Below are 25,827 nucleotides of genomic sequence, written 5' to 3' on the forward strand. Positions count from 1 at the left end.
TTGTGTTAGTGTGGTTGGTCTTGTGACCTATAACATGGCTAAAAATTTATATACCGACAGGGTCGAAAGTAAAGAATTCCCACTTGCGATCAATGAAGTTGGTTATAAAATAGAATCTTACATCGATAAGATAATCGACGCTTCTTATCAAATAACTCAAAATAGCTTTTTAATAGACTGGGTCAAAAATGGCGAGGACGAGCACGGCAGAAAGGTCTTATTTGACTATTTTCAAACTCTTGCTAAAAATTTAAAACTAGATACGATAATGTTTGGCTCAGACAGAACCCTAAACTACTACGTCGAAGATAAAATTTTAAAGGTCATTAACCCAGAAAACGACAAATGGTACTATGCCTTAAAAGATGGCAGCAGCCTAAGCCTGATCGACATAAACAAGGCTGAAGACGGCAGCGGCAAGATAATGATGTATATAAACTACAAAGTTCAAAAAGATGATAAATTTTATGGTATCGCAGCGACTGGCGTAAATTTAAGCGAGATAGTAAATTTTGTCCAGTCGCAAAAGATAGGTCGTGGCGGTAAATTTCTACTAGTCGATGAAAAAGGCGACATCAAGATCGGCAAAGACGTAAGCGGCAATCTAAAAGATTTAGTTGGTGATGCAAACCTTAAAAAGCTAATCAACGAAAATGGCAGCTACATATCGCTAGATAAAGATGGCAGAAATTTATTGATCGGCTCAAAATATATCAAAAGTATGGGGTGGTATCTTATCGGCGAGCTTGACAAAGATGAGCTTTTAGAGGATCTAAACTCACTTGCTTATGCGTCTGTCGGAGTGCTTGTAGTGGTGCTTATTTTAGGACTATTACTCTCACTTTACCTATCATCATATCTTTTAAAAATCATCCTCAAACTAAAAACAGGACTACTATCTTTCTTTGATCTACTAAATCACAAGACAAACAAAGCCCAGCCTATAGAGATAACATCTAAAGATGAATTTGGTCAAATGGCAGAGCTCATAAACAAAAACACAAAGGCCATTGAAGATGGTATGAAAGATCAAAGTATCTTCATCCAAAAAGCCAATACCTTTGTAAATGAGATAAAAGATGGCAACTATGAAGCAAGCCTAGAAGCAGATACTAATAACCCAGCTCTAAATCAACTAAAAAGCACATTTAAAGATCTACAACTTGCTCTTAAAAATGCAATCTCAAGTAATGGCAAAGATGTACTTGATCTACTAAACACTTATAAAAACCAAGACTTTACAAAAAGACTTGATGATGATGGTAAGATAGCAAGTGGTATAAACTCTCTAGGCATAGAGATATCTAAAATGCTAAATGACAATCTAAACCAAGCACAAGTACTAGAAGAAAAAGCTAAACTTCTAGCAAGCTCAGTTTCTAAAGTAGCAAGCTCAGCAAATACTCAAGCAAATAGCTTACAAGAATCTGCAGCTGCAGTTGAGCAAATGTCTAGCTCAATGAATGCCATCTCTCAAAAGACAGCTGATGTTATAAGACAATCAGATGAAATTAAAAACATCATAACTATCATTAGAGATATAGCAGATCAAACAAACCTTCTAGCACTTAATGCTGCAATTGAAGCTGCACGTGCAGGAGAACATGGTAGAGGATTTGCCGTCGTGGCTGATGAAGTTAGAAAGCTAGCTGAGAGAACTCAAAAATCACTTGGTGAGATAGAAGCAAATACAAATGTATTAGCTCAATCAATAAATGAGATGAGTGAATCAATCAAAGAGCAAAGTGAAGGCATAAATATGATAAATCAATCAGTTGCTCAAATAGATAATCTAACAAAAGAAAATGTTGTAATTGCCAACCAAGCAAATGAAGTAACATCAGAAGTAGATGAGATGGCTAAAGCCATAGTTGAAGAGGTTAGGAAGAAGAGGTTTTAAAAGACTTCTTAACAAACAAACTTAAATTTGTTTAATGCAAACTACTGAATTTAATAAACTCCAACCTGGTTTAAGCTGGGTTGGGGTTTTTAATATTTTTAAATTTAATTCTTTATATAGCTGCTTTAAATTTTATCTTGTTTTTTTCTGCTCATACCTTTAGTATTTGCAAATTTTAAAATTCCATTCACTCGCAAGAATTGTGTGAGGGGGTATAGAAAATGAGAGTGAGAAATTTTAGCGCGAGATTTTTGAAAGCGCGAAAAATAGGCACTTTAAAAAGCTTCACTCTCAGTTGTAATGTAAAAATTCAGCTGCAAGAAAAATCCCTATAATCCCAAATCGTCCGTTTTATCCCAAAAAAGCGGAAAAAATTAACATCGCAAAAAGACTTTAAATACCAAATAATCGACCTTTAAACACCTTTTAAAGCGTCCCAAAAATCGTCCCAAGATTTTACGCATCAAGGGCAATACCGCTTAAGGTTTGCCGTCAAGAACATAGATAAAATTTAAAAATATGGGCATTAAGACACAAAAAAATGCAAAAAATGTGTCTTAATTAAACTTAATGTGTCTTAAATGTATCAAGAGGCGATATATTCAAAATCTTATTAAGACACATCGTAAAAATATCACAATTAAAAGGTTTTATTCTTAAAAATTTGGCATTCTTGATTAAGACACATTTTAAGCTTATTTTAAATAATACATTTAATCACTTTGCCGACTATAAGACAAGACCCATAAGTATCTTCGTCAAGCTCAAAGCTTTCATAGTCTTTGTTCGTACTTTTGATATATAAATTTCCGCGCGGCGTTTTTTGTAGGAGTTTCACCATAAGATTGTCGTTATACATTATCACATACAAGCCGTCACCTTTAAATTCTTTTGTTTTTTCAAAAATAACCCAGTTGTCGGGATGAAGCATCGGCACCATAGAATAGCCGTCAACTTGAGCCATGCGTAGTTTTTCGTTTTTCATTATAGTTTTAAAAAAAGTCGCTGGAACAAAAAACTTATCATCTTCGTCTATAACATCGACTTCCGTTATGTCTACACTCGTGCCTGCACCGACTTTTTGGTTTATTTTTTTTATCCAGTAGCCATCTGCGTTACTTTGCTTTTGCATACTTTTACATACTTGATCAAATTTTTTAAATGCTGTGTCTGGTATAGAATTTCTATTAATCCATTTATCCATTGCTGGTCTCTCAACACCTAATTTTTCGCGAAGCTCTTTATCGGTCTTTATATTCAGACTAGTTTTCCATCTGTCTAAAATTTCTCTTGAGTTTTGATCCATAAATACCCCTTTTATAAAAAAGTATGCAAAAATTTAAAATATATCTTGACAATGTATGCAAATGTCTGTATAATTCTTTCAAATCTACGAAAAATTATATCTTATTTGAGATTAAATCTTTCAAAGGTTTGAAAAATAGTTCTTTAAATTTTCATTGTTAAGTCGGTTTTTAAACATAAAAGGATACTCAATGGATAAAAACTTAATAGATCTTGGCAAATCTCTTAGCGCCATACAAACGTTTAGCGAGATGATAACGGAGATATCCGTGATGGACGGGGTGTTTCAAAGAAGAGAGCTGATCGAAAATTTAGCCGATAATATCAGAGTGCAAGTAGGCGAAGCCAAAGAAAGTATGGAGGCCATTATATCTAACAATGACCGTCAAGCAAACGATAAGCTTTCTCGCAAAAACTCTCGTGAGATAGATGACGAGAGGCGCTAGCGGCGGTTTGAGCGAAGCTTCGGTAGGAAGCTCCTACGCTACTTACAATATCTTCCGAGATTTCAGCAACCTCGTAAGCTCTAGCAAGTACATAGATGGCATAAATCCTAATAACCATTTGATCTTTTTGCTTAGCGATAAAGCTTTGACGAGCTTTCGGCGTTTTACCGATATACTCAAGCGTTACGGGCAAAAGGCTAGATAAAGGCTCCGGATCGAAATTGGCGTTAGCAAATAGCTTTTTAACGGTCGTTAGATCTTTTTGGCTCATCTCTTTGCCTATCTCTACAATAATGCTTTCAATATTGGAAACGTATTTATAAAGACTCATAGTCGCTCCTTTTTAGTTGATTCTACCAAAAAGGAGCCAAAAACAGCCGACTTAGCAATGAAAATTAGAAGAAAGGAGTGCAAGATGATAAAAAAATACTTTACCGATAACTGCATAAGCATAAGGCAGTGGGCTAAAAAGCACAATCTTAGTGAGAGAACTACATATATGGTGATAAGTGGTCAAGTGGCAGGTAGTAAAAATTTCGCTACTTCAAGGAAGGTATTTGAAGTGCTTTTAAGTGAGGGAATAATCAAAGAGCTTCCAAGTGGTCTCAAAAAAGAACAAGAAGAGAGTAAGGCTAGCTAAATGATCTATGTCGAAACTGCTGTGGCTGCTGAAATTTTCGGCGTTTCTTTGAGCGCTCTTAAAGAAGCTGCTAGGCGCAACTCCCAAAAATACCCGTTCGTCCGCATAAAAGACGCCGGCACCAGAAGCCGTGGTGGAGCGAAGCTGCTATTTGCAGTAGAGATCGCCGACATAGACGCGGCGATAAAGAGCGGCAAGGCAGATAAAGATGTATGCGTATACGTAGAGGATAGCTCGGAGCAAAGCGGATTTAGACAGATGAAATTTAGCGAGATCAAGGGCGGCGGCAAGAACAAAGAGGGTGCGAGCGGCGGTAAAGAAGAGAATTTAAGTAAGGAATACGCGGTGCTGGACGATGACGAAAAAGAGGAAATAAATAAAAAAATCAGAGTGCTAAAAGAGTATGAAGAGGCTAAAAAACATGGTGTGTCATGTAAAAAGTTTTGTGAGGACAGCGGCGAAAGCCAGGCAAACCTTTTTAGATGGCAAAGAGCCTATAAGGAAAAAGGCGCGGTAGCGCTAATAGACAAACGAGGCAAACATAGGAAAAACGCCAGTGTGCTTGAAGAGTGGATGAAGGAGTTTATACTTGAAATTTCCGCGCTTACGGCGCAGGCGGGTTAAATATAACAGAGCTTTACCGCAGACTCCATCAAGAGTATTTTAGGCGCAGAGGCGAAGCGCATAATTATCCGAAATTTCTAACCGGAAAGATAAAACCACTCTTTGACGCAGGCGTAATAAAAAGATACCTAGACGGCTATTACGCCATTAACAAGCTTGAATACATAATGATCACGAAAGGCGAAGATAAAGCGAAAAGCTACTTCCAGCCAGCTCTGGGCGATCAGGGCGAGATGATAACCAGACGCAACCAATGCTGGCAGATAGATAGCTCGCCGCTTGACGTGATGGTAAGAGACGGAGAAAAAGGAGAGGCTATACGAGCCAATATCCTTAGCATCGTGGACGTATATAGCGGCAGATGCGTAGCCAGCATAGAGAGAAAATCAAATGCCCTGGGCCTTGTAAGGCTCATGTGGAAAGCACTTAGTAAGCTAGGCAAACCAGACTACATAAAGGGCGACAACGGTAAAGACTACCTAAGCGATCAGTTCCAGCATCTACTAAACGGTCTAAATATCGACTACGATAGAGCCATAGCATATAGCGGCGACGAAAAGGGCTTTGTAGAGAGACACTTTGGAGTGATGCAGCATGCAGGCATCTCTCAAACGCCAGGGTATATAGGATTTAACCTAGCCATGAGAGAGGCAATCGAACAAAGAACGCCTAAAAAAGACAGATCCGCAAAAGACGAGCTAGGGTTTGTTAAAAAGACCAACCTTAAATACCTACTAACGCTAGATCAGGCAAGGGTTAAATTTGAAGCCGAGGTGCTTAAATGGGACATAATGAGCGTAGGACGCAAAAAATCAAGCCCGATGGATCGCTGGAATAGTGATACGACTCCGCTTCGCGGCGTAAGAAAAGAGGAGTTTATGCTACATGCGGGAGGATTGGAGTCTAGAATGGTAGGCAAAAAGGGAATTAGTTACGATGCAAGAGAATTCGGCTCGGCGTTTCTCCCGGCCGTAAAAACGCCGGTACTAGTTGGAGAAAATATAGACGACGTAAGCTCGATATTTGTGTTTGATATGGAAGGAAATTTCATCTGCGAAGCAAAGGATAAAGAGATATGTCCTATGAGCGCGGAAACATATAAGGCCGTTAAAAAGGTCTTTAAAGACGATATGAAAGCTATCCGCGCCGTCATCAAACGCGCCGAATTTAGCGAATTTACGAGACTAAACGTAAATTACGACCTCGAAGTAATGCTTGAAGCCCATAAAGAGGCGTTAAAACCTGAAAACTTCAAATACGAGGACGACGACAAGATAGAGACGCTAAAAGAGACCATAAAAAAGCAAAAAGAGGTAAATAACATAATAAACGCTGGGTTTGATTACGATAAATTAAACGAATTTACCACAGAGCGAACAACTAAAAAGAAATTTTCCGTAGATGACGCTATAGAGATAGCAAGCGGAGAATAAAAATGCTTTCAAGGTCGTTTAAAGTCCTATTAAACGGCGTTTAAAACATTTAAAAAACAAAATCAAAGGAGGAAAAATGCAGTTAGCAGACAGAATAAAAGACTTCATCGAAGCTAATAAATCAAGCGGTATGAGTCAGAACAAATTTGCTACGGCGTTGGGAATAAATCCCGCGTATATTTCGGGATATATAAAGGAAGGCTCTAGCTACAAGTATGCCGACAAAGTAGAAGAGCCAGCTAAGAACTATCTTGACAATTTTATCCAAAAAGTGGACGTTTTACAAGACGAGCTACCTTTCGTAAAAACCAAGGACGCCAAGAGCATACATGCGGTGATCGGCTGGGCGGTGCAAGATAGGGATATGGCGATGATAAGCGGGGTAGCTGGCAGCGGAAAGACTAGAGCCGTGCGAGAATACGCAAGAACGCATCCGGACAGCATTCTAATTGAAGCCACCATAAATACGTCCGCAAAGAGTCTTTTTAAAATTTTAGCCAGAGAGCTCGGACTAAACGACAAAGGAAGCATAGATGAGCTAATACGTCAAAGCGCGGAAGCCCTAAAAAAGGTAAGCAGAACAATCATTATAGACGAGGCCGAGCATTTGCCTTATCGTGCGCTTGAAAGCTTGCGCAGGATGCACGATTTTAGTCGTGCTACTCTGGTGCTTGTGGGTACTAACAAGCTGCTCATAAATTTAACAGCTTCAAAGAGCGGAAACGAGCTAGAACAGCTAAGCTCGAGAGTCGGAAATAAATGGATACTATGCGGACTTTCCTACGTAGACGAAGATAAGAAAAAGATAAGAGACGATCTAGAAGCAGTTTGTAAAAACTTCGGCGTAACGCAAAAACCATGCATCGATCTAATAGAAGCGCTAGCTAAAGGAAATTTCAGAAAGACCGAAAAGCTGTTAAGAAGGGCGAAGATGCTAAGCGAATATGCAAAGACCCTTATAAATGAAGACGTAGTCAAAGAGGCTACGAAGATGTTGCTTTTATAGTTGTAACAGTTGTAATAGTTGTAAGGAGTAAAAAATGATGGATATAGCTATAAATCCTCTTGAAAATAGCGCAGTTGATCGAACACAAGCGGCGGGGCTAGTTAGACTGGTAAGAGAATTTGAAGAAAAAGGATTTGAAATGAGAGTAAGTGCTAAAGGTGAGCTATGGGGCATAAGGCGCGGAAATATGATAAAGGGTCAAAAGGCCGACTACTCAAAGAGTATGTTTAAGCTAGTAGGCAAATATATCATAAGAACCGCCGACGGCAAAGTAATCGATACGGCAGCTTAATTTTGATTTTTCGGGAGCTCTGCGGAGCTTCCTATAAAGTTAAATTTTAAGAAAGGAGAATAAATGAAAACAGCGAGACTCGTCTTTGTTTCTACGCCCTATGCCAGCATCGAGTGTAAAGACAGAGACAGAAACTATTACGCTAAGCAAATAGCGCAGCAGGCTTGCGCTATCGTCAGAGCTAATGGCTACGAGCCTATCTCGCCCGTGCTTGCGTGGATAGACGTATATAGCGAGCTTGAGCGTGAAAGAGTAATGAAAAACTGCGAAGAACTGCTTAGAGTGTGCAGCTACTACTACAGCCACCCGTGCAAATGGAGCGACAAGAGTAAGGGCATGGCACAAGAGGCGGCATGGGCTAAAGAATATGGTCTTAGTGAGCTTAAATTTAGTTTGTTTGAGTGATAGGGCTAATAAAAATTTTTAATGAGGAGTAAAAGATGCAAATAAGTAGTTTTAGCGACGTAGACGTTGCTTTAAAAAGACTATGCGAAGTAAGCGTAGGTATAGAAAAAATCAATGGCGAAGTAACGCTTGAATGCAACCGTATAAAAGAAGCTAGAAAGAGTGAAGTTGAAAGACTTGAGAGCGAAAAAAGCTACATTGAGCAGCAAATCACACTATTTTGTGAGGACAATAAGGCTGAATTTGCCGAAAAACGCTCTAAGGAATTTACCTTCGGCGAGATCGGCTATCGCATAAGTAAGAGCGTAAGAGTACCTAGCGTAAAAGCCAAGCTTGAGAGCTTGCTAAACTCCATAAAGGCGTTTGGGCTAGGCAAAGAGTGCATCATATACGAAGAAAAGCCTAATAAAGAAGCGCTTGCGGAGCTAAAAGACGAGGATTTGGTAAAGCTCGGTCTTAAAAGAGTGGTAAAAGATAATTTTAGGATAGTGCCTAAAATAGAGAGTTTGGAGGTAGGAAAATGAACGAGATAAAGAGCGATTTTCAAATTTACTGGAGTGAATATAAAAAGTTAAAAGATAGCAAAAATAGGCTTTTGCCTAGGTTTGTAAGACGAGAAAAATTAAGAATTTGCGTTAAAGGGCTTTAAGCCCTTTAAAGAGCGTTTTAAACCACTTTAACGCTCTTTAAAGGGTTTAATTTTAAGGAAAGACGGTTTGACAACTAAACAAAAAATTCATCTTAATAATCTGCACGCAAAAAAGAGAGAATCGTATCAAGCTAGACTTAATAATGTCCTAAGCTACGATCTTAGTTTTTACCGTTTTAAAAACGGAAAACTAAACGTATCTAAGTTAGCTAGGTGTAGCGGTTTAAGCCGTGGATTTTTAGAAAAAGAGCTGTGGAAAAAAGGATTATAATGAGCGAAATTTTCGAGTTTTTAAAAAGTTCTAGCCTAACCAAGGATAGTTTCAACGAAAAGGTCGAGTTTTTGATAGAGGGCTTTTTAGTAAAGCAGCTAATCACACTGATCTACGCGGACGGTGGCACGGGCAAAAGCTACATGGCCTTTGCTCTAGCTAAAAAACTTTGCAAAGAGGGTCAAAGGGTATTTTTCATAGACTACGACAACCCAGTAGGCGTACTCAAACAGCGCGGCGTAGATAGGTTACTTATAGAAAGCTACGAGAATATGAATTATATCCAGCGCTCCACTTTGGAGCTTTGCGGATTCGAGCTTGTTTTAAAGCTAGAAGAAAATGCCGTAGGCAAAGCTTACAAAGATTGCGTTTTTATCCTGGATAGCTTGCGGGATTTCGTAGACATCAACAACGACAACCGCATAAATAGGCTGTTCGGCGCACTTAAGAATTTACGCGAAGCTGGAGCCACGATCATCATCTTGCATCACTCTAACAAAGACGGTAAAAACTATCAAGGCAGCAACCATATAAGAAATTCTCTCGACGTTATGTATCATCTACTAAAACGCCCTAGCAAGGAAAACGAGTTAAATTTCTTACTTGAAGTAGCCAAGGAAAGAGCCGGAGTAAAAGATAGCGGTTTTTGTGTAAAAACGCTAAATTTAGAACTAAACGAGCTTGACGTTGAAGTAGCTAGAATGAGTGAATACGAGCTAAATTTTACTACTCTAGCGCAAAAGATACTAGCCGGCGGCGAGGCAAACAAGACCGAGCTACTAAACGCTATGAATTACGAAAAAGACGATAGAACGGCTAGGGATTGCCTGGATAAATTCGACGGCAAGCTATGGTTTAGCCGTAAAATGGGCAAGAGCGTGATATATAGTTGTAAAGCGGAGACTACAACCGATACAACTGTTACAACTATAAGGGAAAATACCTTAAATTTGGCGGTTTGAGATGAATACGAGCGAACTAAAAAAATACTATATAAAAATGATACAAACATTGAAGCACAACTATTTCGTGGATGACGAGTGCAGGAAAGTATATTTACGGGCGCAATTTGGCAAAGATAGCCTGAAAGAGCTAAGTATAGAGGAGCTTAGGGTTGTGCTAGAGGTCGTGGGATACAAGCCCCATAAAGACACAAATTTTAAAAGACCTGCGCACAAAACCAAAGCAACCCGCAAAACCAAAGCAAACAAAACGTCTAGTCCTTCTTTTGTAGCCGGCGAAGATCTAACGCCCGCTAAAGGCAGCCTATACGCTACTAAAAAGCAACTTGAAACTATGACCGGTATCTGGGAAGAGATAGCCAACGTAAAAACAGGCATGGCTTTAAGAGAGTTCATCTTTAGGATAGTTAAAATCAGACCTTTGCATCTTAAATTTCTATCAAGATCCGATGCCGCCGACGTCGTGCAAGCCCTTATTCAAATGAAAGACAAATACTACAAATGATAAATAGCTTCGATATATTTGCCGAGTTCTACAACCGCGTCAAAGAGAGCGAAAACATGGCTGACATCATTAAAGAATACGGCGGAGCAAATATTTACGTGCCAAGCTACAAAGGTACGTTTAGAAACTACGATATACTCAAAGAATACGAAGAAGGCATAGAGCTAGGCAAGCCACGCCCAGTAGTCATTCGCGAAATCGCCGCAAAGCATAACTTGAGCTATAACAGCGTTTGTGCCATAACCAAAGAGTTAAGAGAGCCTAGTTTGTTCGAGTAAAGACTATACGTAATGGCCTGATCGCCATTACGTATTTTGTATAAAGTATGGAGTAGAAGCAACCGAACTGGATGAATTGAACGTTTTTTGGAGTTCTACGTTATTTACCTGTGTTTTGTTTTGATAATCCAAATTTGCTTTATAGTTGTCTACTCCCATTTGACTATTGGATTGCCAAACCTCTTTTTCAGTAGCCATAAAGCCTTTGCATAGATCAACATAAAGCCCTAAAACATCTTTCTTAATGTTTTCATCTTGCATAGATGATATTTGTTTTTCTAGGAAATCTAGAACCCTGCTTTGTTGACAATTAATAAAAGGCGTCATTTTGTCCTCCTTAATTTTTTATAATATTTTAACTTATTTTGATAAAGAAAATTTCTTAAAATATAATTAATTTTGGGAATTTAAAAAAAATAGAAGAGACTAGACTACTACTTAAAGCTATCCTTTACAAATTTTATAGCTACTTTTTTTACGACTTCTTCGGTTTTGTCAGGCAACTTTCCGCTTTTATCTACCGGTAAGAACGGGCGAGCCGCGATTCTTACGTTTTTGCTTCGCCCCGCCTTATTGGTGCCAAATTGATGAACTAGTCCATAAGCAAAGCCGTTTTTATTCGTATTATTAGATACCGTGGCTTTTTTATCGCCTGCTTTAACTACCCATTTATCTGCCAAATTTCCGTCTGATCTTAAAATGTTAGATGACTTTCCTAATTTTTGTTTTTGCCTAATCGTACTAGGTTTCAAGGCTTGCCATTTTTGTCCGAACGGACTGCTCTCGCTCTCAAAACTAGCTTCTATTTCGTTTTGTAAGATATTGCCTAGCGTTTGCATTAGCGGTTTGGTTTTTTTCTCGATGTTTTGCAGAGATTTTAGCTTAGCTTGCAGCTCTTCTAAGCCTTTAACTTCTATCATTTGCCTTTATTCCTTGAGAGTGGTATAATTAGTGCTAATCAGATGATTGATGATCGCAATGTAGTAGTCGATAGGTGCTCGCCTTGCGAGATCGGACCTGTATTGCGGGTGCAACTCCCGCCGTCATCTGATTTTTATAAATTGTGCTTCTTTCTCATTAGTCTTGTCTACCTTGCTTGCCGTCGCCATATAATTAGTAAGTCCGAATTTCTTCAATTTGTAGTTTAGGTCTATGACGATCTTGTTTATCTTGCTCGCATCTTTTTCATCCTCGAACCAAAATACGATGTTTTTATTCACGGTATCTACGCTTACGGGAGTTTTATCGTCAGCTAAAGTTTTTACTATCTTTTTTATCTCTTCTATTCGCAAATCTTGCCCATATTGCCTTTTGCGCTCAGGTCTGATGTGGAGTATGCCGTGTTTGTCTCCTGCTATATGCTCAGTCTCTATTTTGACACCCAGCAGCTTCTCGCTCTTTTTTATGACGTCTTTACCTAGTTTTCCTAGCGCAAAGGCGACTATCGGAGCTTTTAAATTCTTCTTTACCAAAAGCTCATCTACTGCGTCATCTAAGCTTTTTTGCCAAACATAAATATCCCTTTCGTGCTCGAAGTTTTCTAATGTCTGTTTTAAATTTTTCTTTGCAAGAGTTGAAGTAATGGCGTCCAAGGCCTTATTTTGCTTATCTTTTAAAATTTCGTCTGTTTTATCTACTTTGCCTGGGTTGTATCTAAAGTCTTTTTCTGCAGCTTGAGGTAAAAAAGAGCCATCTGCAAGTGGCACGATACCTCTGGCTATACATTCAGCCTCAGTTAGCACCTGCACCTTGCAGCGACACCCAGCCATTTGGCGGATAGTTGGTATCCCAAAATTTATCAGTTTTAGGTAGTGTCTTGCCGTGAAGCTTCCTGTGGGCTTCTCTTGTTCTGCTATCAAGCACTGCAGTATAGCGGAAGTATTCGCCTAGGCTTTCCATCTGGCTTTCATACCTAGCCTTGGCGTAGGCCGTTCTCATGTTGGTATTAAATATAGTCCTTAGCCGCCTATTGCCTACGTAAATTTCTTTTTCTTCGCCGGTCTTTGGGTCTTTTACCTTGATATTTCCTAGCCAGCCTTTCTTTGCAAGCATAGGCTTTACGCTCTTTTTCCACTCGTCAAACCCAACGCCCTCTTTAAAGGCTTTGGCGAGCGAAGCCTGCATATCTTTTAAAAGGTCTAAATTTGTCATCTTGGCTATTGTAAAAGCCTTTTTGTGGGCGTCGTGCATAATCTCGTCGTAATCAAAGTGCGCTTGGGGCTTTTTGCTCTTTAAATATTCATAAACCGCCGTAGGCTCCTCGAAAAAACTAAATTTCATCTAGATATCCCAACATCTGAGCGTTTGCTACGGCTTTAAACATCAAGGGCTCAAGCTTTTCAAAGGGTAGATCGTAAAGCTCGTAAAGCTTATCGAAAGCTTCTTCGTAAGTCTCGCTGCTTGCGATTAGTTTGTTTAAGGTCGCTTCTATCTCGCCGCCCTCGATATCCATCTCGTCCGTGGCTTTATCAAATCTATCTAAAGCCTTTAAAGAGCCTTTTAAGGCTGTTAAATTAGCTTTATTAGCTTTTAAATTTTTCTCTTGCGCCCAGGCATTTTCGTCGATCTCGATATTGTAAGTCGAGGTTATATATTTTTTGGTCGGAGCAAAGCCCATATCGTATAGCGTTTTGTCTCTTGTGGCGCGCTCGGTATTAGGAGCGTCTTCGTCGAATAGTTTTGCGTAAAGCTCGCCGTTATAGCCGTTGATTTCCTTAAAAAAGCTTATGGCCTTGTTCATCACGAAGATTAAAATTTTAGCATCGTTTGCGGCCAAATCCTCTCTGATTTCATTATGTGTCTTTGCCGCGGCATAGCTTCCCTCTTTTACATCGCTAGTCAAATTTGCGCCTAAAATAGCCTTACTGATTTGATTGTCGAGGTATGCGGGAAGTCTCGTAAAATCTACGTTTGAGGTAGGCTGCACCAGCGTGATCTCCTCGTCCGTGTCTATGACCGCGCTATCGCCGCTAAGCATAGCTTGCACTTCTGCAGCCATTTCATCGGGCTCGTAGCTAGTTTTTGCTATCGCCCAGGGCGATCCGAATTTTTCTAAAAACCTAAACCAAAACTTTAAACTGGCGTTTTTCATCTTGACTGGGAAATACAGCTTTTTAAGCAGCCCGTCTCCGTATACCTTTCTAAAATTCGCTCTGTTTAATGCGTATATAACTTTTAAAGGCGGAATACTTCGCTCGCTTCCGCTCGCATTAAATGTGAACTCGCCCGTGTCGTTAAATTTAAACTGCCTAAAATCGCGCTGCACTAGTCTTGGGTATACAAGACCTTCTTTTTCTTTGTAGTTAATCTCGAATACGTTTAATCCGTAAAGATAGGTCTCTAAAATTTGGCTGACTACGTCGGGATTAAAAATCTTTTTAAATTCGTCCTTAATTTTTTCATCGTCGCAAACGATTTGGATCTCTTTTTTCTCGGTCACGGACTTGCGGCTCACGTCGCACTGCGTAACGGTAAGATCGGCTAGTATCATATCCATATCGTCGTCGCCTACACTCGAAACTCCTGTATTTATCAGCAAATCTATCAGGGTACCGTTTTGGGGGATGAGAGCCGCCTTCTTGCGCTGTGGCTGCTCGGATTTATTTTTAAATAATTTGTCAAATATCATCTCATACGCCTTTTTACTTTCTTTTTTAGTTTCGTTAAGTCGTATGCGCCCGCCAAGCTGTCGGGTGCGTCGTCGTGCTTGGCTTCGGGATACTCCGTAAGCTGCTCGATAAGCAAGCTTTGACTTTGATGAAAGAGTATTTCGCCGTCTTCTATAGGCACTTCAAGCTCCTCTATTCTTTGCCCTTTGCTTGCGGTATTATTCACGCCTTTTAAAGGTAGTTTTACGCCTATCTCGAAGGCCTTTTCTCTGATCCAGCCTCTAAAAAACTCCTGCCCACCGTTGTTCTCTATCGCGCAAACGCGGCATTTATAGAGCTGATTAAGCCTAATGATCTCTTTGATGGTCTTTTTAGTCTTCATGACCTCTACTATGCTTTCTGCTACATATATCTTGGCTTCTGCCTTGCTCACTCCTAGCACCGTTATAGCCGTATAGTCGCTCTTTTTCTTTTCGCCTGCGGGGTCGATATACATCACGAAGTAATCGCACCTCGGAAGTTCGCGGTAAAAATGCATACTCTCTTTGGTGAAAATTTGAGTCTCGCTACGCGGATCGTTTTGCTGCTCTTTGTTAAAAGATTTCAAGTTTTCGGCGCGCTTTTGCATGAGTTTTAAAATCGGTAGCGCATCCTGCCAAAGCACCCGTGCCCCGTCGTCCATAAGGGCTTTGTTTTTTAAATAAAACGTTTCGCTAGCCTCTTTTGAGACGTTTTTGTAAAGCTCGCTCCATCTCTCCCACAGATCCATACGCTTTGGGTAATTTATGATGCTTTGGTACTTTTTGGCATTCCAAAATTTAAGCTTGAGCTTCCTAGCTAAAACGCTATCTGCGTGAAGTACGGTGCCTATATAAAGCACGTCGAGGCTACCGTCTACGCTGCCCAAATTTAAAACCGCTTCGTCTAGCCACTCCTCGAGCTTGTCGCGTTGCTCTTTGCTGCGCACATTGGTGTCGTTTTCCAGGTCGTCTAGGACTACTAGATCGGGGCGATAAACGCCGAATTTTACGCCGCGCAGTCTTTTACCCGAGCCAAAAGCCTTAAGCTTGACTCCGTTTTTGGATACGAACTCGCCTATCTTCCAGTTCTTGCTCGCGCCGCAAACGTGCGGGAAGTCCATTTTTAGATTGGCGTTGTCCTCAAGCTCGGCTTTGATGGCTTCAAGACACCCCTCGACCAATTCTACGGCGTCTGAAATTTCGACAATGAAGCGCTTCTTGCTAAAACAAATACACCAAAGCGGAAGGAGCTGCGAGCAGTACGTGGTCTTTGCATGACCGCGCGGTGCGGCGCGGGCGTATTTGTCTCCGCTTGCGTTTTGCGTCATAGCTTCAAAAATCTGCGCTAGATCCTCGTGAAGAGCGCAAGAGCTACTAATGCTAAAATAGTGCGGGAAATAAGTCCTTGCAAAAAACATAAAATCGCGCTCGGCGCGTTTTACTCTTGCGGCCCTATCTTTTGGCGACAGAGGGCTATTTAGATGTATCTGCTCTTTTAGCTCGCCGCTAAGCTCCTCCAGCCAGCCGTAAAAGTCTTTGCGCGTGAGCTTGCTAAGCTCGGGTTCTACGGCGCCGGCTTGCTTGTGCGTTTCTCTACTGTCTTCTAGGAAGCTGTCTAACTCATCTCTTGAAAAAAGCATACATCATCCTAAACGTCGAGTTCTTCGATAGCTTTGACGAATTTCTCGCTCTCGATGAGCTCTACGAGTTTTTTGATACACTCTTTGTTCTCGTCGTCTTTAAATTTATCGACTACCAGCATAATGACCTTTTTGGCGATGCTTAAGCGGTATGCCGCCGGATTTTCGTAGCTTGCAACTTTGGTCATCTTAACAAAGCTATCGCCTATCTTTGAAAGCGCCTCGGCCTTTTTGCCCGCAGGCAGTTCACTCTCTCTTATATCTTTTACGGCCAGGCGCATCTCTTCGATAAAGTTTTGATAGATGTTTTGCTTATCTTCTCCGCTTTTATTTAGATAGCTTGCGGCTTTTAGTTCGTCCCAGTCGCCGTTTTGAGATTTGTAATTTTTTATGGTTTTTACGGTCTTGTTTAAAATTTCGGCTATGCGCTCAAGGCTGAAGCCTTTTAAATATAGCTCTTTTGCTAGCTCTTTGATATTCGGTTTCTCAGCCATTTAAATCCTTTAAGTCCATTTTTTTCTCGCTGTGTCTAAACGCTCTTATACCGAGCCTGGGCGCGCTATCGTCTTCTATTTGGCTCGGAAGCTTCTTGTTAGCCATCTTCAAAAGTAGAGCGTCCATCTTTTCTATCTGCTCATTCAGCGCCTCTTTGGGAAAGTTGTTGCGCTTTTTGAGCTCGATAATAGTTAAATTTACGCCGATGTCTTTTAATAGCGGCGTAGGGTTTTGCGGAAGTTTGATGAAAGAGGAGATATAAGCTAAGGCATCGTTTACGCTATCGTCTATGACGCTTTGATTAACGGCGCCGCTTCCTTCAAAGTCGCTGAGCTCTTGCAGCTCTCTAGTAGAAACTTCTTTTAGTAGATCCTCGTTTGTTAAAACCATTATTTTGTCTCCAAATATTTTAAACCTTTTGACCGTATTCGTTATTAGCTTTTAGCGAGCATTAAAAGCGCGTTAAAACGTTTAAAATATTTTTCTCGTAGTTTTAGTCGTTTTTGATTTAAAAGGACGTGAAGCCCTTTTAAATCGATTTGTTACATTTTTAGCTCAATGATCGCGTCAAGCCTATTGCAGATCGGAAGCGGTCTGCTTTCGCTAACAATGCCCCAGCCCATACCTTTGTCAAGCACCTCTGGAGCCGCAGCGAAGAATTTAGTCGGAGCCTTTCCAATGGCAGACGTATGGTTTGCTCTCGTATAAACTATCTCAAAGATATCGTCCATCAAAGGCACTACTACGCCTTTTTTGCCGCTCATGTAGCTCGTATCTTTACCCTTCGTATTTTTGTACGAGGCATCGTAAGGCATAAAGGTCTTGCCGAAAAGTTTAAGGGTTAAAGCACCGTTGCTATCCACGACTTCGCAAGATTTTAATTTTAAAATTTCTTGGTCTTCCGCCATCTTGAGCAACTCGTTGAAAAGCTCCCTAGTTACTAGCGCTATATAAGGCTTAGCGATGCCTAACACCTCTTTTTGAGCGGCTTCGATATCATTCAGTAAATTTAGCAACTTGGTAGTGTTCGTAATAGTTATCTCTTTTCTATTTGCGCTAAGCTCAAACAGCACCTTTCCTTTGCCGTCCATTACCTTACCAAAAATAGCGCCTATAGCCATATACTCTACCGTATTGGTGATATTACTTTTTTGGCTAGCTAGTTTTTTGCCGATAGCCGCAGACAATGATTTAAGCTGCTCGCTTTGAGTATTGAGCGTTCTTAGCAAATTCATCTCGCTAGCCGGGAGCAGATCATACTGCGGGAAGCGAGGAAGCGGTACAGAGATGATAGTTTGGTCGGGATTTTTTTTCACCAAGTGCTCTCCGTTTTCGCTAACGCTTTCAAGGATTATGCCCGCGCCTTTTTCGATGATAATGTTATGGGTATTGGAAAGCGTCGGAGTCCATTTTTTGAAAAACGTATCCGTTATAAAATTTTGATCGACCTTAGTCTGAATTATGATCTCAGTCATCGCCTCGACCGTAAATTTTTTTAAAAGTTCATCCATTTTTTATCTCCTTATCTAACTATGATTTTTTGTTTGAATAATGCGGTCTTTAGCTCCGCCGCGGCGTTTTCCAGCATCACTTCGCCGAGCACAAGCACGTCCGCTTCTTTGGTGGTTTCTACGTTGTCGCAAAGTACCCCAAATACCGCGGAAGCGTTTGCGATAGTAGCGGTTTGATTGTCGCTAGTTACGGCCGCAAAACTCTCGCCACCGTTAATACTAAACAGCACGGCTCCGCACTCTAGGGCCTTAGTGGTCTCTACTTTGGCGTTAACGCCGAGCACCTTGTTTACGACCACATCTCCGACGGTTTTTGGTTTTTTCTGTTCGTTTGACATCTTATTCTCCTCCTAATGCAAATTTAACGACATCTATTTCTGCGTCCGATTGGCTTTTGTTGGCAAACATATCGTTGCTCGGTATGCTCGTTTTTTGCTGCGGCAGCATAACGCCTTTTAAAAACTCATTAAAGCCGTTTAAATCGGCTTTTGCGTAACTGAGTGCCCACTGCTTTTGACTTTCTGGCAGCTTATTTGCGATAATAGCCGTGTCTACCGCGCTTTGAGCTAGTTGTTCTTTTAGCGTAGCGACCTCTTGTTTAGAGGCATCAAGCTGATTTTTAAGCTCGACTATCTGAGCCTCATAGTTTGCGCCGTTTTGCGTAGCAGCCTGAGCCTGCGGCTCGCCTTTTGGATTTTTCGTATCATCCATGCTCGTCTCCTTTGTGAAATTTTTATTTGCTCTTACTTCTCCGAGTTCGTCTAAAAACGGCTTATTGGTTAGCGCCGCCGAGTGCAATGTGCAGCCCTGCCAAGCTCCGGTTTTTTCATCTATCCCCATAAAGTCATAAACCGGGCTAAGATATTTATATTCGCCGTTTTTGATAAATTCTTTTGCCCTAGTCGTCCAACTTACCCGCCCGTAAAGCGCGCCGTCTTTTATAAAAAGCTCTTTTATCCAGCCCGCAGCAGGCGCTATCTCTCCGCTTAAAGTTTGGTGCTCGTAGTCGATCACTATATCTAGGCTGCGTTTGTCAAAATTTAGTTTCATTTTTTCGATATCGGCGGCGTCTATGCTAAACGTTCCTCCAGCGTGTCCTTGCCAAACGCCAGTTACGGCCAGGCAAATTTCGCTTAAAACTCCTTCTTTATCGTCCTTTAGTGCGATTAAGTCTTTTGTTATGAGCATAAGAATTCGTCCTTTTCTAAAAGTTGTGTTTGTATCTGCCTGGTGAGCACGTAGACGTAGCCATAGTCGGTAATATCGTTTAGCGACGCCTTAGCGCTTTGGGGCTCTATCCTAAACTCGTTACATAAATTCGAGTTTCTTAGCTTTTCATCTATCGCCTCGCATAGAGCGTAGGCTTTAAATTTATTGGCTTGTCGGTAGTTTTGATTTTTGTTTGAAGTGCAGGCTAGTATATGGATATTATATGTCGCACTTCGTTCTACTACGTTTTCGTATTTTTCATCCACGAACTCTACGAATATGAAGCTCTCGCCGCCTTTTATCAATAGCTCCATCTCCTCTTTGTTATTAAACTCGCCCAGATACGCTCTAATTACTGAGCTTTTTGGTTCGGTCACTTCTTTAATCGTATTTATAAGCTCTTTTTCAAATTCTTCCAGCATTTACCGCCTTTGGTTTATTTTTGGCGCAATTATGAAATGTTTCGCACCGAAAATCTATTACAGGACTTTAACAAAGTTTTTTGACAAAAAATCGTGATATATTTTGGGATGGGTATGGCGTAATATTGCGGCAAAAGTTTGGAGGATGCCATGACCTTAATAGAAAAAATCAAAGAAAACGAGGGTTTTAAAGAGTGTATTTACGAGGATAGCTTAGGAATACCGACCGTTGGCTACGGCTTTTTGCTTGCCGCGCTTACGGCCGACGAGCTAGCGCTAAACGGCGGCAAAGTAGAGCCCATGAGCAAAGAGACGGCCGATAAAATTTTAGAGCTCAAGCTTGAAAAACTAACCGCCGCAGTATTCGCGACGTTTGATTGGTTAAAGGAGAAACCGCAAAACGTCCAAGAAGTAGTGATGGAAATGGCCTATCAGCTAGGCGTTTCAAAGGTGAAGAAATTCGTAACCACGATGCATCATATAAGAATGGGCGAATACGAAGCCGCCTATCAAAGCGGTATGAGCTCTCTTTGGGCGAAACAAACTCCAAACAGAGCAAAAAAGGTACTAGGAGGCTTATTGTGAAGTTAACGATAATGCGCTTTAAAAATATAAGTGACGGCACGATAGGAAAGTTTGAACTGCGCGAAGCGGACGAAAAGCCGCTACTTTCAGGCTATACTCTTGAACCCGCGGGTGAAGACTGCGTAACGCCGGGGCGAGATCTACGCGTGCCGCAAGGAGTATACGAGACGGCGTGGGAATATAGCCCGCGCTTCGGACGGGTTTTAGCAACGCTTTTTAATGAAAAGGTAAGCAAAAACCGCCGTATACTCATTCACGCTGGAAACTACCCCAAAGATACGCTAGGCTGCGTTTTGATAGGCGCGAAAGCGGATGAAAGAGGAATTTACGATAGCAAAAAGACGCTTGAAGCCTTTATGGAGCGAGCTAAGAATAAGCCGCTAACCGTAGAAATTATAAACAAAGGCGTTTAAATGGGATTTTTGATAACTAAACTTCCTATCGTAGGCTTTGCATTAGCCGCGCTTTTAGGTTTTGCTTGCGTAAATTTGTATTTCGAAAAGTCAAGGCTAGAGGGCATAAATTCCGTCTTGCTTAAAGACCTTGAAAGTGTAAAAGAGAAAAACGAGCGACTGACCAAGGACTACGCTACGGTAAAAAATAATCTAAACGCCTGCAACTCCTCTCTTTCTTTGCAAAACGAAGCTATAAAGGCTGCCGCGGTAAAGATCGACGATACCCCGTCAAAAGAGGTCGAGCGGATAAAGAAGATATACGTCAAAGATAAAAGTTGCGAAAGCGAGTTGGCTGCATATAAGGAGCTGTTTAAATGAGAATATTAGTGTTCTTTGTGGTGCTCGTTCTGCTTTTTTCAGGCTGCGCGAATAAACAAGTGCCTGAGCCTAGTGTTGTATATAAAGAAAAATATATGCCCGTAAGGTGCAATGCTAAGATGCCCGATAAGCCAAAAGACGACGGCAAATTTGAGACGCATAAGGCAAAGATGATCTATTACCGCGATTGCGAAAAAAAACTAAAACAATGTCTTGGAATAAAGGAAGAAGATGGAAAATAGCCTAGATTTTGGCAATGAGATAAGAGAGACAGCTGGATTAATAAATTTAGCTGGATCATGGGGGCTAAATGAATTTATCGTCTTTATGACGATTTTTGGCTTTATCGGTTTTGTGGTGGTCTTTTTGCTGCTTAGTAGATATACGAGCAAAAACACTGATTTGATGATCGATGTAGTGAATAAAAATAGTGAAGCTATAAATAAACAAAGTAGTGCCACTGAAAAGCTAAGCGATATCTTAGCAGCAAATTTCGCAACGAGTAAAGAGAAGCTTAATGAAATACATGAAGATGTAAAAGAGATCAAGCATAGCGTAAAGTATACGAGAATGCCAAGAAATAAAAAATTTAGTGAGCATATAAATGATTGAAGTTGGAATTATAAGCGAAGTAAGAAATGACCGTGCAAAAGTTGCCATTGGTTCGATGGTAACTGATTTTTTGCCGGTATTTCAAGCACATGCCAACTCTTATGCAGTGAGCTTTTCACCAATACGTGTAGGAGAGCAAGTGCTAGTGCTCCCTGTTCATGATGAGCTAAACTCAGGCGTAGTGCTTCGTGGGCTTTATCAAAGTTCACATAAAACTGATGCAACTGATAAAAAAATACATATAAGTTTTGAAGATGGCATAAAGATGAGCTATGACAGCTCTAGCTCTTGCCTTGAAATTTCATCTCCAAAGCTTATAAACATAACTTGCGATAACGCAAATGTAAAGGCTAAGAATGTGATGGTAGAAGCTAGTGATACAACTATAAAAAGCGGGGATATCAAGCTGCTCGGCAATACACTAATTGAAGGGGCAATAAATACAGCAGGAAGCGGTGGCGGTAGTGGTAGCTTTGAGATAAATGGAGATGTAAGGATCACTGGTTCAATCACAGCAGGTGGTAATGCAAACTTTGGCGGCAGCGTAAGTGACGGGCGTGGCAACCTAACAGATCATACAAATAACGGACTTGCAAGGGATTAATGGTGAAACATCTAATTGATATAGAAAACTCTATCAAAGACATACTCCTAACTCCGCTTGGCTCTCGTGTGATGCTGCCTGAGTATGGCAGCAGAATTTATGAGCTAATAGATCGCAAGGTGGATGATGAATTTCGTGCTGATCTGGCGTGCTACGTCATAGAAGCCGTAGAAAGATGGGAAAAAAGAGTGAAGATAGACGAAGTAAAGCTAATAAGCCTAAAAGACCATAGGCTAAATTTTAAGATCGTTCTAATTAGCGGCGACGAGATAGGGATAGAGCTATGAGCTTTTTAAAAAATTTACCGTATCCAGGCGTGATCGAAGAGCTTAACTACGACGAGCTTTTAAACGGTATTAAAGAGCTTTTTAAAAGCTATTTGACGGATAAAGAAATTTCGCTTTTGGAGAGCGATAACTATTCGGCCCTGCTTGAGACGCTGGCTTACCGCGAGCTGCTTTTGCGAGCCAGGATAAATAGTAGCGTAAAATCTATGCTTTTACCTTTTGCCCAAGGTAGCGATCTTGATAATATCGTAGCGATATACGGCATAGAGCGCCTAAAAGGAGAAAAGCCGACCGCGCAGAGTGAATTTACACTCTCTATGCCAAGAAGCAGCGATACGTATTTGCCAAAAGGTCTAATTTTACGTAGCGAAAACGGCAAGCAAGCAACCTTAAAAAGCGAGACGATAATAAGAGCAAACGAATTAAAGGCCGTCGGAACGATCATCTTAGATGAGTTTACAAAAACCAGTAGAACAAAGTGCGAATATATCCAAACGCCTTTTCCTTTCGTGCTAAAAGCAAAACAGCTAAGTGAGTTTGAAGGCGGAGCCGAGCGTGAAAGCGACGAAAGGCTAAGGGAAAGAGCGGTGCTATCTTTGGAGAGGTTTTCGACCGCGGGAAGCAAAAAAGCCTATATATATCACGCCCTTTCGGCAAATGCAAAGGTGGAAGAAACCAGCGTATTAAATGGGGGACCGGGCATAGTAAAGGTATACCTAAAAACTAGCGATATGAGCGAAGAGACCAGACAAAGCGTAGCGGACTATCTAAGCGGCGAGAAGGTACGCCCGCTAACAGATACGGTTACGGTAGCAAACGCTGCGATAAAAAATATAGAGGTTAAGGCCGAGCTGGAGCTCACCGATATGTTTTTGCAAGATAGTATAGATAAAGAAATCAAGGCCTCAAAAACCTCTCTTTCTATCGGCGAAGATCTAAATTTAAGCTACATCTACTCTACTCTTCATAGAAGCGGGGTATATAGAGCAAGGCTAATAACTCTGAGCGCGGATACCAAAGTAGGAGAAGATAGCTTTATAAGAGTAAGTTTTTCTCTAAGCTACAAAAAGGCCGAGTTATGAGTTTACTGCCGAACCACAAAAACAAATTCGATAAAAAATTCGACGAGCTATTCGGAGTAAGGCTTGATAATCTGGATTTGGGAGCGATAAATATACTGGCCGACTCTTGCCCGGCTTCTCTTTTGCCTATACTGGCTCAAAGCTACGACGTGGATATAGATGGACTTAGTGAAGCGGCAGCCAGAGAGCTTATAAAAAACGCCTTCGAGATACATTTTTATAGCGGTACTTTTTACGCTATGAAAAAAGCCGTGAGCGCATACGATAAAGACGCGCTTATCATTGAAGGAAATCTAAGCCAGAAATATAACGGCGCTTTTAAATTTGGCGGCTCGCGCTTTTACGGAAGCAACAACCACTGGGCGGAATATAGCATCATAACTAGCGGGCTAACGGACCGCGCGAAAGCGCAAAGACTAAAAGAGGCCGCAATCGCCGCTGCACCCGCTAGGTGCGTATTAGTAGCGGTAGAGGCTAGAACGACCGCGCTAAGATACGACGGCAAGGCAACCTACGATAAAACTTACAATTACGGAGTGTATTAAAATGGCAAATTTAAGAGAAACTGCCGCTTGGGAGAGCGGAATTTATCAACTAGAAACGACCGACCCGGTAGTCGGCGGCGCGGACGGAATAAGTAACAAGCAAGCTATTCAGCTGGCAAACCGTACCGGATACCTAAAAGGCGAGATAGAGACGCTAAAATCTGACACTAGCGCAAAGCTAGCTTCAAAGCGCGATATAAGCGATAGCTATTCAAAAGGCGAGGTTAACGCGCTACTAGCGCCTAAACTAGATAGCGCTATCGCCGAGGCCACGTATTTTAAAAAGACCGACAAAATAGACGCATACACGAAAGCTCAAACCGACGAGAAATTTGCGCTAAAAAACCAGATGTTGGGAATAAATCAAACAACCCAAAATTTATTAAGCACTAGGAGGCTAGACGTATTTTATGAGAATACCTCATTAAGGCCCATCGTTTTGTATGTAGATGTTTGGAACGAAAACAAAGTCATGCAACTAATTTTGAATGTGAACATAGGCGGTGAATTGGTTTCCGCGTCAAATACCGCACATACCAGTGCAGCTACTCATGTTGCCCAAACGTTTATCATACCTCCAAAAACAACGTATAAAGTTTCTGGCAATGGTGCTTTGTATGGTTGGGTGGAACTCAGATAGGAGAAAAAATGAAATACTACAAAGACGATAATAATGAAATTTACGGGTACGAGGACGGCGAGAAGCCTTTAAGAGCGGGATTGGTTGCGATAGACGAGGCTGAGCTAAACGAAATTTTAGACGCTAAAATAGACGAAAAAGCGCGCGAGCTAGCGCAGCTCGAAGCGCAAATCAAAGAAACCGAAAGCTATATCCGTCATGCGATACTCATCGGAAACGATAGCGCCCTTCCCGAGCTTCGCGAGGAATACAAAGAGCTTATAGCCCAAAAACAAGCCCTAGAAAAAGGAGACGAAAATGAAAAAGAAAACTAAACGCTGCGAGATATGCAGTTCAAAGCTAGATAAACAAGGAAATTGCCCTTGGAGCGGCTGCCCTGCTAGCCCAAAGTATCAAACGGAAGAAAACGAATCAAAGCAAGAAGAAAATCAAAAGGATAAAAATGAGAAGACTAAACAATAAAGAAATTTTGCAAATTTCAAAAAATATCGCTATCGAGCTTCCGCTTGAGATAGCCTCTTTCGTAGTAGTGCCCATAGCTCTAGCTTTTACGAAGCCTAGCAACGATCGTCTCCCGAAATGGGCTAGATGGTTCGAGGACGCCAACGACTATTATGACGGAGAGAATGCAGCCATAAATGGCGACGGCGGGTGGAGACGGGATCACTTCCCGCCTCCTAAAAACCGCACGTACTTCGCGCGCCTTTGTTGGCTATACAGAAACCGCATAGGCTATTTTTCAAGCAAATACCTAGGCGTCAAGATGGACGACATAGATCCCGCTAGCGTAGTTACGATAGGAGACCCTAGCGTAACCTCAAACGGCGGCAGGGTAAGCTCGTGGTGTAAGGTGGAGTGTCGCCTCAAAGACGGCAGGAGAAGATTCGGCTATTACCGCATGATCAGGTGGAACAAGCGGTTTTACGCGAGAATTTACGTCGGCTGGAAACTTATGGACATAGCCGACGCGAATGAGAAAAATTGGCACGAATATACCCAAGCCGAAGATAAGAAAGCCTTAGAGACGGTATGGGCGTTTCATCCGTTTAAGGGAGTCGAAGACGCCCGATAAAGAATT

The 25,827-nt window shown here is 41.3% G+C and carries 39 protein-coding genes and 1 pseudogene; 27 read left to right on the forward strand and 13 right to left on the reverse strand.

From position 1 onward, the window contains the following. Positions 1-34: 34 nt before the first annotated feature. Both G6W42_RS10860 and G6W42_RS10865 read left to right on the forward strand, forming a co-directional pair. Positions 35-730: pseudogene (locus tag G6W42_RS10860) on the forward strand (cache domain-containing protein); the annotation flags it as partial. Between the two features lie 579 nt (positions 731-1,309). Continuing rightward, entirely contained in the window at positions 1,310-1,900 is a 591-nt protein-coding gene (locus G6W42_RS10865; RefSeq protein WP_232527126.1) for a methyl-accepting chemotaxis protein, read from the forward strand. A 700-nt stretch (positions 1,901-2,600) separates the two neighbouring features. Here G6W42_RS10865 and G6W42_RS08045 read toward each other — a convergent pair. Further along, complete coding sequence (locus G6W42_RS08045; protein WP_242042726.1) at positions 2,601-3,206, reverse strand: LexA family transcriptional regulator; 606 nt, start codon at positions 3,204-3,206, stop codon at positions 2,601-2,603. 190 nt (positions 3,207-3,396) lie between these two features. On the opposite strand from G6W42_RS08045, the gene G6W42_RS08050 reads away from it, so the two are divergent. After that, complete coding sequence (locus G6W42_RS08050) at positions 3,397-3,651, forward strand: hypothetical protein (protein ID WP_194173603.1); 255 nt, start codon at positions 3,397-3,399, stop codon at positions 3,649-3,651. On the opposite strand, the gene G6W42_RS08055 is transcribed toward G6W42_RS08050, so the two are convergent. Further along, entirely contained in the window at positions 3,578-3,982 is a 405-nt protein-coding gene (locus G6W42_RS08055) for a hypothetical protein (RefSeq protein ID WP_194173604.1), read from the reverse strand. The genes G6W42_RS08050 and G6W42_RS08055 overlap by 74 nt on opposite strands. 84 nt (positions 3,983-4,066) lie before the next feature. On the opposite strand from G6W42_RS08055, the gene G6W42_RS08060 reads away from it, so the two are divergent. The 11 genes from G6W42_RS08060 (at position 4,067) to G6W42_RS08105 (ending at position 10,716) form a co-directional block, all read left to right on the forward strand. After that, positions 4,067-4,291 carry a hypothetical protein gene (locus G6W42_RS08060; RefSeq protein ID WP_021086766.1) on the forward strand — a complete coding sequence of 75 codons (225 nt, stop codon included), beginning with the start codon at positions 4,067-4,069 and terminating at the stop codon, positions 4,289-4,291. Beyond that, positions 4,292-4,915 carry a helix-turn-helix domain-containing protein gene (locus G6W42_RS08065; protein WP_194173605.1) on the forward strand — a complete coding sequence of 208 codons (624 nt, stop codon included), beginning with the start codon at positions 4,292-4,294 and terminating at the stop codon, positions 4,913-4,915. It begins immediately after the preceding gene. A 167-nt stretch (positions 4,916-5,082) separates the two neighbouring features. Continuing rightward, positions 5,083-6,348, forward strand: coding sequence for a DDE-type integrase/transposase/recombinase (locus G6W42_RS08070; protein WP_194173606.1), 1,266 nt, complete (start codon positions 5,083-5,085; stop codon positions 6,346-6,348). A 76-nt stretch (positions 6,349-6,424) separates the two neighbouring features. Beyond that, on the forward strand, positions 6,425-7,354 hold the full coding sequence (locus tag G6W42_RS08075) for an AAA family ATPase (protein ID WP_194173607.1): 930 nt from the start codon (positions 6,425-6,427) through the stop codon (positions 7,352-7,354). A gap of 34 nt (positions 7,355-7,388) precedes the next feature. Next, the gene (locus tag G6W42_RS08080; protein WP_194173608.1) at positions 7,389-7,646 is read left to right on the forward strand and encodes a hypothetical protein; all 258 of its coding nucleotides are present in this window, start codon (positions 7,389-7,391) and stop codon (positions 7,644-7,646) included. A gap of 63 nt (positions 7,647-7,709) precedes the next feature. After that, complete coding sequence (locus G6W42_RS08085; RefSeq protein ID WP_194173609.1) at positions 7,710-8,051, forward strand: hypothetical protein; 342 nt, start codon at positions 7,710-7,712, stop codon at positions 8,049-8,051. A 35-nt stretch (positions 8,052-8,086) separates the two neighbouring features. After that, entirely contained in the window at positions 8,087-8,575 is a 489-nt protein-coding gene (locus G6W42_RS08090; RefSeq protein WP_194173610.1) for a host-nuclease inhibitor Gam family protein, read from the forward strand. Next, complete coding sequence (locus G6W42_RS10685; RefSeq protein ID WP_258030146.1) at positions 8,572-8,700, forward strand: hypothetical protein; 129 nt, start codon at positions 8,572-8,574, stop codon at positions 8,698-8,700. The genes G6W42_RS08090 and G6W42_RS10685 overlap by 4 nt, the downstream gene beginning before the upstream one ends. A gap of 270 nt (positions 8,701-8,970) precedes the next feature. Further along, positions 8,971-9,933: an AAA family ATPase gene (locus G6W42_RS08095; RefSeq protein ID WP_194173611.1), complete on the forward strand. Its 963-nt coding sequence runs from the start codon at positions 8,971-8,973 to the stop codon at positions 9,931-9,933. Between the two features lies 1 nt (position 9,934). After that, positions 9,935-10,438 carry a phage protein GemA/Gp16 family protein gene (locus G6W42_RS08100; protein ID WP_194173612.1) on the forward strand — a complete coding sequence of 168 codons (504 nt, stop codon included), beginning with the start codon at positions 9,935-9,937 and terminating at the stop codon, positions 10,436-10,438. Next, complete coding sequence (locus G6W42_RS08105; RefSeq protein ID WP_103629331.1) at positions 10,435-10,716, forward strand: hypothetical protein; 282 nt, start codon at positions 10,435-10,437, stop codon at positions 10,714-10,716. Before G6W42_RS08100 ends, G6W42_RS08105 begins: the two co-directional genes overlap by 4 nt. 27 nt (positions 10,717-10,743) lie before the next feature. On the opposite strand, the gene G6W42_RS08110 is transcribed toward G6W42_RS08105, so the two are convergent. The 11 genes from G6W42_RS08110 to G6W42_RS08160 form a co-directional block, all read right to left on the reverse strand. Further along, positions 10,744-11,043 carry a hypothetical protein gene (locus G6W42_RS08110; protein ID WP_194173613.1) on the reverse strand — a complete coding sequence of 100 codons (300 nt, stop codon included), beginning with the start codon at positions 11,041-11,043 and terminating at the stop codon, positions 10,744-10,746. Between the two features lie 107 nt (positions 11,044-11,150). Then, a complete protein-coding gene (locus tag G6W42_RS08115) occupies positions 11,151-11,636 on the reverse strand; it encodes a phage virion morphogenesis protein (protein ID WP_194173614.1) in 486 nt (161 codons plus the stop codon). Between the two features lie 811 nt (positions 11,637-12,447). Further along, on the reverse strand, positions 12,448-12,996 hold the full coding sequence (locus tag G6W42_RS10575; RefSeq protein ID WP_242042727.1) for a phage minor head protein: 549 nt from the start codon (positions 12,994-12,996) through the stop codon (positions 12,448-12,450). Further along, positions 12,986-14,344: a phage portal protein family protein gene (locus tag G6W42_RS08125; RefSeq protein WP_194173615.1), complete on the reverse strand. Its 1,359-nt coding sequence runs from the start codon at positions 14,342-14,344 to the stop codon at positions 12,986-12,988. The genes G6W42_RS10575 and G6W42_RS08125 overlap by 11 nt, the downstream gene beginning before the upstream one ends. Beyond that, the gene (gene terL, locus G6W42_RS08130; protein ID WP_194173616.1) at positions 14,341-15,984 is read right to left on the reverse strand and encodes a phage terminase large subunit; all 1,644 of its coding nucleotides are present in this window, start codon (positions 15,982-15,984) and stop codon (positions 14,341-14,343) included. The genes G6W42_RS08125 and terL overlap by 4 nt, the downstream gene beginning before the upstream one ends. An 8-nt stretch (positions 15,985-15,992) precedes the next feature. Then, the gene (locus G6W42_RS08135; RefSeq protein WP_021088424.1) at positions 15,993-16,478 is read right to left on the reverse strand and encodes a DUF1804 family protein; all 486 of its coding nucleotides are present in this window, start codon (positions 16,476-16,478) and stop codon (positions 15,993-15,995) included. Further along, positions 16,471-16,869 carry a phage protein Gp36 family protein gene (locus G6W42_RS08140; RefSeq protein ID WP_103604057.1) on the reverse strand — a complete coding sequence of 133 codons (399 nt, stop codon included), beginning with the start codon at positions 16,867-16,869 and terminating at the stop codon, positions 16,471-16,473. The genes G6W42_RS08135 and G6W42_RS08140 overlap by 8 nt, the downstream gene beginning before the upstream one ends. 152 nt (positions 16,870-17,021) lie before the next feature. Further along, positions 17,022-17,990, reverse strand: coding sequence for a major capsid protein (locus G6W42_RS08145; protein ID WP_194173617.1), 969 nt, complete (start codon positions 17,988-17,990; stop codon positions 17,022-17,024). An 11-nt stretch (positions 17,991-18,001) separates the two neighbouring features. Further along, positions 18,002-18,328 carry a hypothetical protein gene (locus tag G6W42_RS08150; protein WP_194173618.1) on the reverse strand — a complete coding sequence of 109 codons (327 nt, stop codon included), beginning with the start codon at positions 18,326-18,328 and terminating at the stop codon, positions 18,002-18,004. Between the two features lies 1 nt (position 18,329). Continuing rightward, positions 18,330-19,178, reverse strand: a complete 849-nt coding sequence (locus tag G6W42_RS08155) for a phage protease (RefSeq protein WP_194173619.1) — start codon at positions 19,176-19,178, stop codon at positions 18,330-18,332. Next, a complete protein-coding gene (locus tag G6W42_RS08160) occupies positions 19,169-19,621 on the reverse strand; it encodes a hypothetical protein (RefSeq protein ID WP_194173620.1) in 453 nt (150 codons plus the stop codon). The genes G6W42_RS08155 and G6W42_RS08160 overlap by 10 nt, the downstream gene beginning before the upstream one ends. 150 nt (positions 19,622-19,771) lie before the next feature. Between G6W42_RS08160 and G6W42_RS08165 the strand changes: the two genes are divergently transcribed. The 13 genes from G6W42_RS08165 to G6W42_RS08225 are packed head-to-tail and all read left to right on the forward strand — an operon-like array spanning position 19,772 to position 25,821. Further along, a complete protein-coding gene (locus G6W42_RS08165; protein WP_194173621.1) occupies positions 19,772-20,206 on the forward strand; it encodes a glycoside hydrolase family protein in 435 nt (144 codons plus the stop codon). Next, positions 20,203-20,619 carry a DUF5675 family protein gene (locus G6W42_RS08170; RefSeq protein ID WP_194173622.1) on the forward strand — a complete coding sequence of 139 codons (417 nt, stop codon included), beginning with the start codon at positions 20,203-20,205 and terminating at the stop codon, positions 20,617-20,619. Before G6W42_RS08165 ends, G6W42_RS08170 begins: the two co-directional genes overlap by 4 nt. Next, positions 20,620-20,979: a hypothetical protein gene (locus G6W42_RS08175; RefSeq protein ID WP_194173623.1), complete on the forward strand. Its 360-nt coding sequence runs from the start codon at positions 20,620-20,622 to the stop codon at positions 20,977-20,979. After that, the gene (locus G6W42_RS08180) at positions 20,976-21,221 is read left to right on the forward strand and encodes a hypothetical protein (protein ID WP_148817213.1); all 246 of its coding nucleotides are present in this window, start codon (positions 20,976-20,978) and stop codon (positions 21,219-21,221) included. Before G6W42_RS08175 ends, G6W42_RS08180 begins: the two co-directional genes overlap by 4 nt. Then, positions 21,211-21,591 (forward strand): hypothetical protein, encoded by a 381-nt coding sequence (locus G6W42_RS08185; protein WP_194173624.1) that lies wholly within the window; start codon positions 21,211-21,213, stop codon positions 21,589-21,591. The genes G6W42_RS08180 and G6W42_RS08185 overlap by 11 nt, the downstream gene beginning before the upstream one ends. Continuing rightward, the gene (locus G6W42_RS08190) at positions 21,584-22,195 is read left to right on the forward strand and encodes a phage baseplate assembly protein V (protein WP_194173625.1); all 612 of its coding nucleotides are present in this window, start codon (positions 21,584-21,586) and stop codon (positions 22,193-22,195) included. Before G6W42_RS08185 ends, G6W42_RS08190 begins: the two co-directional genes overlap by 8 nt. A 2-nt stretch (positions 22,196-22,197) precedes the next feature. Next, positions 22,198-22,482 carry a GPW/gp25 family protein gene (locus tag G6W42_RS08195; protein WP_194173626.1) on the forward strand — a complete coding sequence of 95 codons (285 nt, stop codon included), beginning with the start codon at positions 22,198-22,200 and terminating at the stop codon, positions 22,480-22,482. Beyond that, the gene (locus G6W42_RS08200; protein ID WP_194173627.1) at positions 22,479-23,564 is read left to right on the forward strand and encodes a baseplate J/gp47 family protein; all 1,086 of its coding nucleotides are present in this window, start codon (positions 22,479-22,481) and stop codon (positions 23,562-23,564) included. The genes G6W42_RS08195 and G6W42_RS08200 overlap by 4 nt, the downstream gene beginning before the upstream one ends. After that, a complete protein-coding gene (locus tag G6W42_RS08205) occupies positions 23,561-24,109 on the forward strand; it encodes a phage tail protein (protein ID WP_194173628.1) in 549 nt (182 codons plus the stop codon). The genes G6W42_RS08200 and G6W42_RS08205 overlap by 4 nt, the downstream gene beginning before the upstream one ends. Before the next feature lies 1 nt (position 24,110). Continuing rightward, positions 24,111-24,749 (forward strand): hypothetical protein, encoded by a 639-nt coding sequence (locus tag G6W42_RS08210; protein WP_194173629.1) that lies wholly within the window; start codon positions 24,111-24,113, stop codon positions 24,747-24,749. Between the two features lie 8 nt (positions 24,750-24,757). Next, on the forward strand, positions 24,758-25,063 hold the full coding sequence (locus G6W42_RS08215; protein WP_194173630.1) for a hypothetical protein: 306 nt from the start codon (positions 24,758-24,760) through the stop codon (positions 25,061-25,063). After that, complete coding sequence (locus G6W42_RS08220) at positions 25,047-25,211, forward strand: hypothetical protein (protein ID WP_194173631.1); 165 nt, start codon at positions 25,047-25,049, stop codon at positions 25,209-25,211. Before G6W42_RS08215 ends, G6W42_RS08220 begins: the two co-directional genes overlap by 17 nt. Beyond that, entirely contained in the window at positions 25,192-25,821 is a 630-nt protein-coding gene (locus G6W42_RS08225) for a DUF7338 family protein (protein ID WP_194173632.1), read from the forward strand. Before G6W42_RS08220 ends, G6W42_RS08225 begins: the two co-directional genes overlap by 20 nt. Positions 25,822-25,827: the final 6 nt, after the last annotated feature.

Source organism: Campylobacter concisus (assembly GCF_015230015.1).
Taxonomy (GTDB): domain Bacteria; phylum Campylobacterota; class Campylobacteria; order Campylobacterales; family Campylobacteraceae; genus Campylobacter_A; species Campylobacter_A concisus_AF.

Coding starts and splice junctions, on each gene's coding strand:
- G6W42_RS08210 (WP_194173629.1), top strand. CDS start 24,111: ATGGCAAATTTAAGAGAAACTGCCGCTTGGGAGAGCGGAATTTATCAA.
- G6W42_RS08215 (WP_194173630.1), top strand. CDS start 24,758: ATGAAATACTACAAAGACGATAATAATGAAATTTACGGGTACGAGGAC.
- G6W42_RS08045 (WP_242042726.1), bottom strand. CDS start 3,206: ATGGATCAAAACTCAAGAGAAATTTTAGACAGATGGAAAACTAGTCTG.
- G6W42_RS08175 (WP_194173623.1), top strand. CDS start 20,620: ATGGGATTTTTGATAACTAAACTTCCTATCGTAGGCTTTGCATTAGCC.
- G6W42_RS08185 (WP_194173624.1), top strand. CDS start 21,211: ATGGAAAATAGCCTAGATTTTGGCAATGAGATAAGAGAGACAGCTGGA.
- G6W42_RS08075 (WP_194173607.1), top strand. CDS start 6,425: ATGCAGTTAGCAGACAGAATAAAAGACTTCATCGAAGCTAATAAATCA.
- G6W42_RS08135 (WP_021088424.1), bottom strand. CDS start 16,478: ATGGCTGAGAAACCGAATATCAAAGAGCTAGCAAAAGAGCTATATTTA.
- G6W42_RS10575 (WP_242042727.1), bottom strand. CDS start 12,996: ATGAAATTTAGTTTTTTCGAGGAGCCTACGGCGGTTTATGAATATTTA.
- G6W42_RS08080 (WP_194173608.1), top strand. CDS start 7,389: ATGATGGATATAGCTATAAATCCTCTTGAAAATAGCGCAGTTGATCGA.
- G6W42_RS08070 (WP_194173606.1), top strand. CDS start 5,083: ATGATCACGAAAGGCGAAGATAAAGCGAAAAGCTACTTCCAGCCAGCT.
- G6W42_RS08180 (WP_148817213.1), top strand. CDS start 20,976: ATGAGAATATTAGTGTTCTTTGTGGTGCTCGTTCTGCTTTTTTCAGGC.
- G6W42_RS08085 (WP_194173609.1), top strand. CDS start 7,710: ATGAAAACAGCGAGACTCGTCTTTGTTTCTACGCCCTATGCCAGCATC.
- G6W42_RS08060 (WP_021086766.1), top strand. CDS start 4,067: ATGATAAAAAAATACTTTACCGATAACTGCATAAGCATAAGGCAGTGG.
- G6W42_RS10865 (WP_232527126.1), top strand. CDS start 1,310: ATGCTAAATGACAATCTAAACCAAGCACAAGTACTAGAAGAAAAAGCT.
- G6W42_RS08160 (WP_194173620.1), bottom strand. CDS start 19,621: ATGCTGGAAGAATTTGAAAAAGAGCTTATAAATACGATTAAAGAAGTG.
- G6W42_RS08115 (WP_194173614.1), bottom strand. CDS start 11,636: ATGATAGAAGTTAAAGGCTTAGAAGAGCTGCAAGCTAAGCTAAAATCT.
- G6W42_RS08125 (WP_194173615.1), bottom strand. CDS start 14,344: ATGATATTTGACAAATTATTTAAAAATAAATCCGAGCAGCCACAGCGC.
- G6W42_RS08150 (WP_194173618.1), bottom strand. CDS start 18,328: ATGTCAAACGAACAGAAAAAACCAAAAACCGTCGGAGATGTGGTCGTA.
- G6W42_RS08095 (WP_194173611.1), top strand. CDS start 8,971: ATGAGCGAAATTTTCGAGTTTTTAAAAAGTTCTAGCCTAACCAAGGAT.
- G6W42_RS08190 (WP_194173625.1), top strand. CDS start 21,584: ATGATTGAAGTTGGAATTATAAGCGAAGTAAGAAATGACCGTGCAAAA.
- G6W42_RS08065 (WP_194173605.1), top strand. CDS start 4,292: ATGATCTATGTCGAAACTGCTGTGGCTGCTGAAATTTTCGGCGTTTCT.
- G6W42_RS08050 (WP_194173603.1), top strand. CDS start 3,397: ATGGATAAAAACTTAATAGATCTTGGCAAATCTCTTAGCGCCATACAA.
- G6W42_RS08100 (WP_194173612.1), top strand. CDS start 9,935: ATGAATACGAGCGAACTAAAAAAATACTATATAAAAATGATACAAACA.
- G6W42_RS08055 (WP_194173604.1), bottom strand. CDS start 3,982: ATGAGTCTTTATAAATACGTTTCCAATATTGAAAGCATTATTGTAGAG.
- G6W42_RS08090 (WP_194173610.1), top strand. CDS start 8,087: ATGCAAATAAGTAGTTTTAGCGACGTAGACGTTGCTTTAAAAAGACTA.
- G6W42_RS08220 (WP_194173631.1), top strand. CDS start 25,047: ATGAAAAAGAAAACTAAACGCTGCGAGATATGCAGTTCAAAGCTAGAT.
- G6W42_RS08155 (WP_194173619.1), bottom strand. CDS start 19,178: ATGCTCATAACAAAAGACTTAATCGCACTAAAGGACGATAAAGAAGGA.
- G6W42_RS08105 (WP_103629331.1), top strand. CDS start 10,435: ATGATAAATAGCTTCGATATATTTGCCGAGTTCTACAACCGCGTCAAA.
- G6W42_RS08140 (WP_103604057.1), bottom strand. CDS start 16,869: ATGGTTTTAACAAACGAGGATCTACTAAAAGAAGTTTCTACTAGAGAG.
- G6W42_RS08200 (WP_194173627.1), top strand. CDS start 22,479: ATGAGCTTTTTAAAAAATTTACCGTATCCAGGCGTGATCGAAGAGCTT.
- G6W42_RS08145 (WP_194173617.1), bottom strand. CDS start 17,990: ATGGATGAACTTTTAAAAAAATTTACGGTCGAGGCGATGACTGAGATC.
- G6W42_RS08165 (WP_194173621.1), top strand. CDS start 19,772: ATGACCTTAATAGAAAAAATCAAAGAAAACGAGGGTTTTAAAGAGTGT.
- G6W42_RS08110 (WP_194173613.1), bottom strand. CDS start 11,043: ATGACGCCTTTTATTAATTGTCAACAAAGCAGGGTTCTAGATTTCCTA.
- terL (WP_194173616.1), bottom strand. CDS start 15,984: ATGCTTTTTTCAAGAGATGAGTTAGACAGCTTCCTAGAAGACAGTAGA.
- G6W42_RS08205 (WP_194173628.1), top strand. CDS start 23,561: ATGAGTTTACTGCCGAACCACAAAAACAAATTCGATAAAAAATTCGAC.
- G6W42_RS08225 (WP_194173632.1), top strand. CDS start 25,192: ATGAGAAGACTAAACAATAAAGAAATTTTGCAAATTTCAAAAAATATC.
- G6W42_RS10685 (WP_258030146.1), top strand. CDS start 8,572: ATGAACGAGATAAAGAGCGATTTTCAAATTTACTGGAGTGAATATAAA.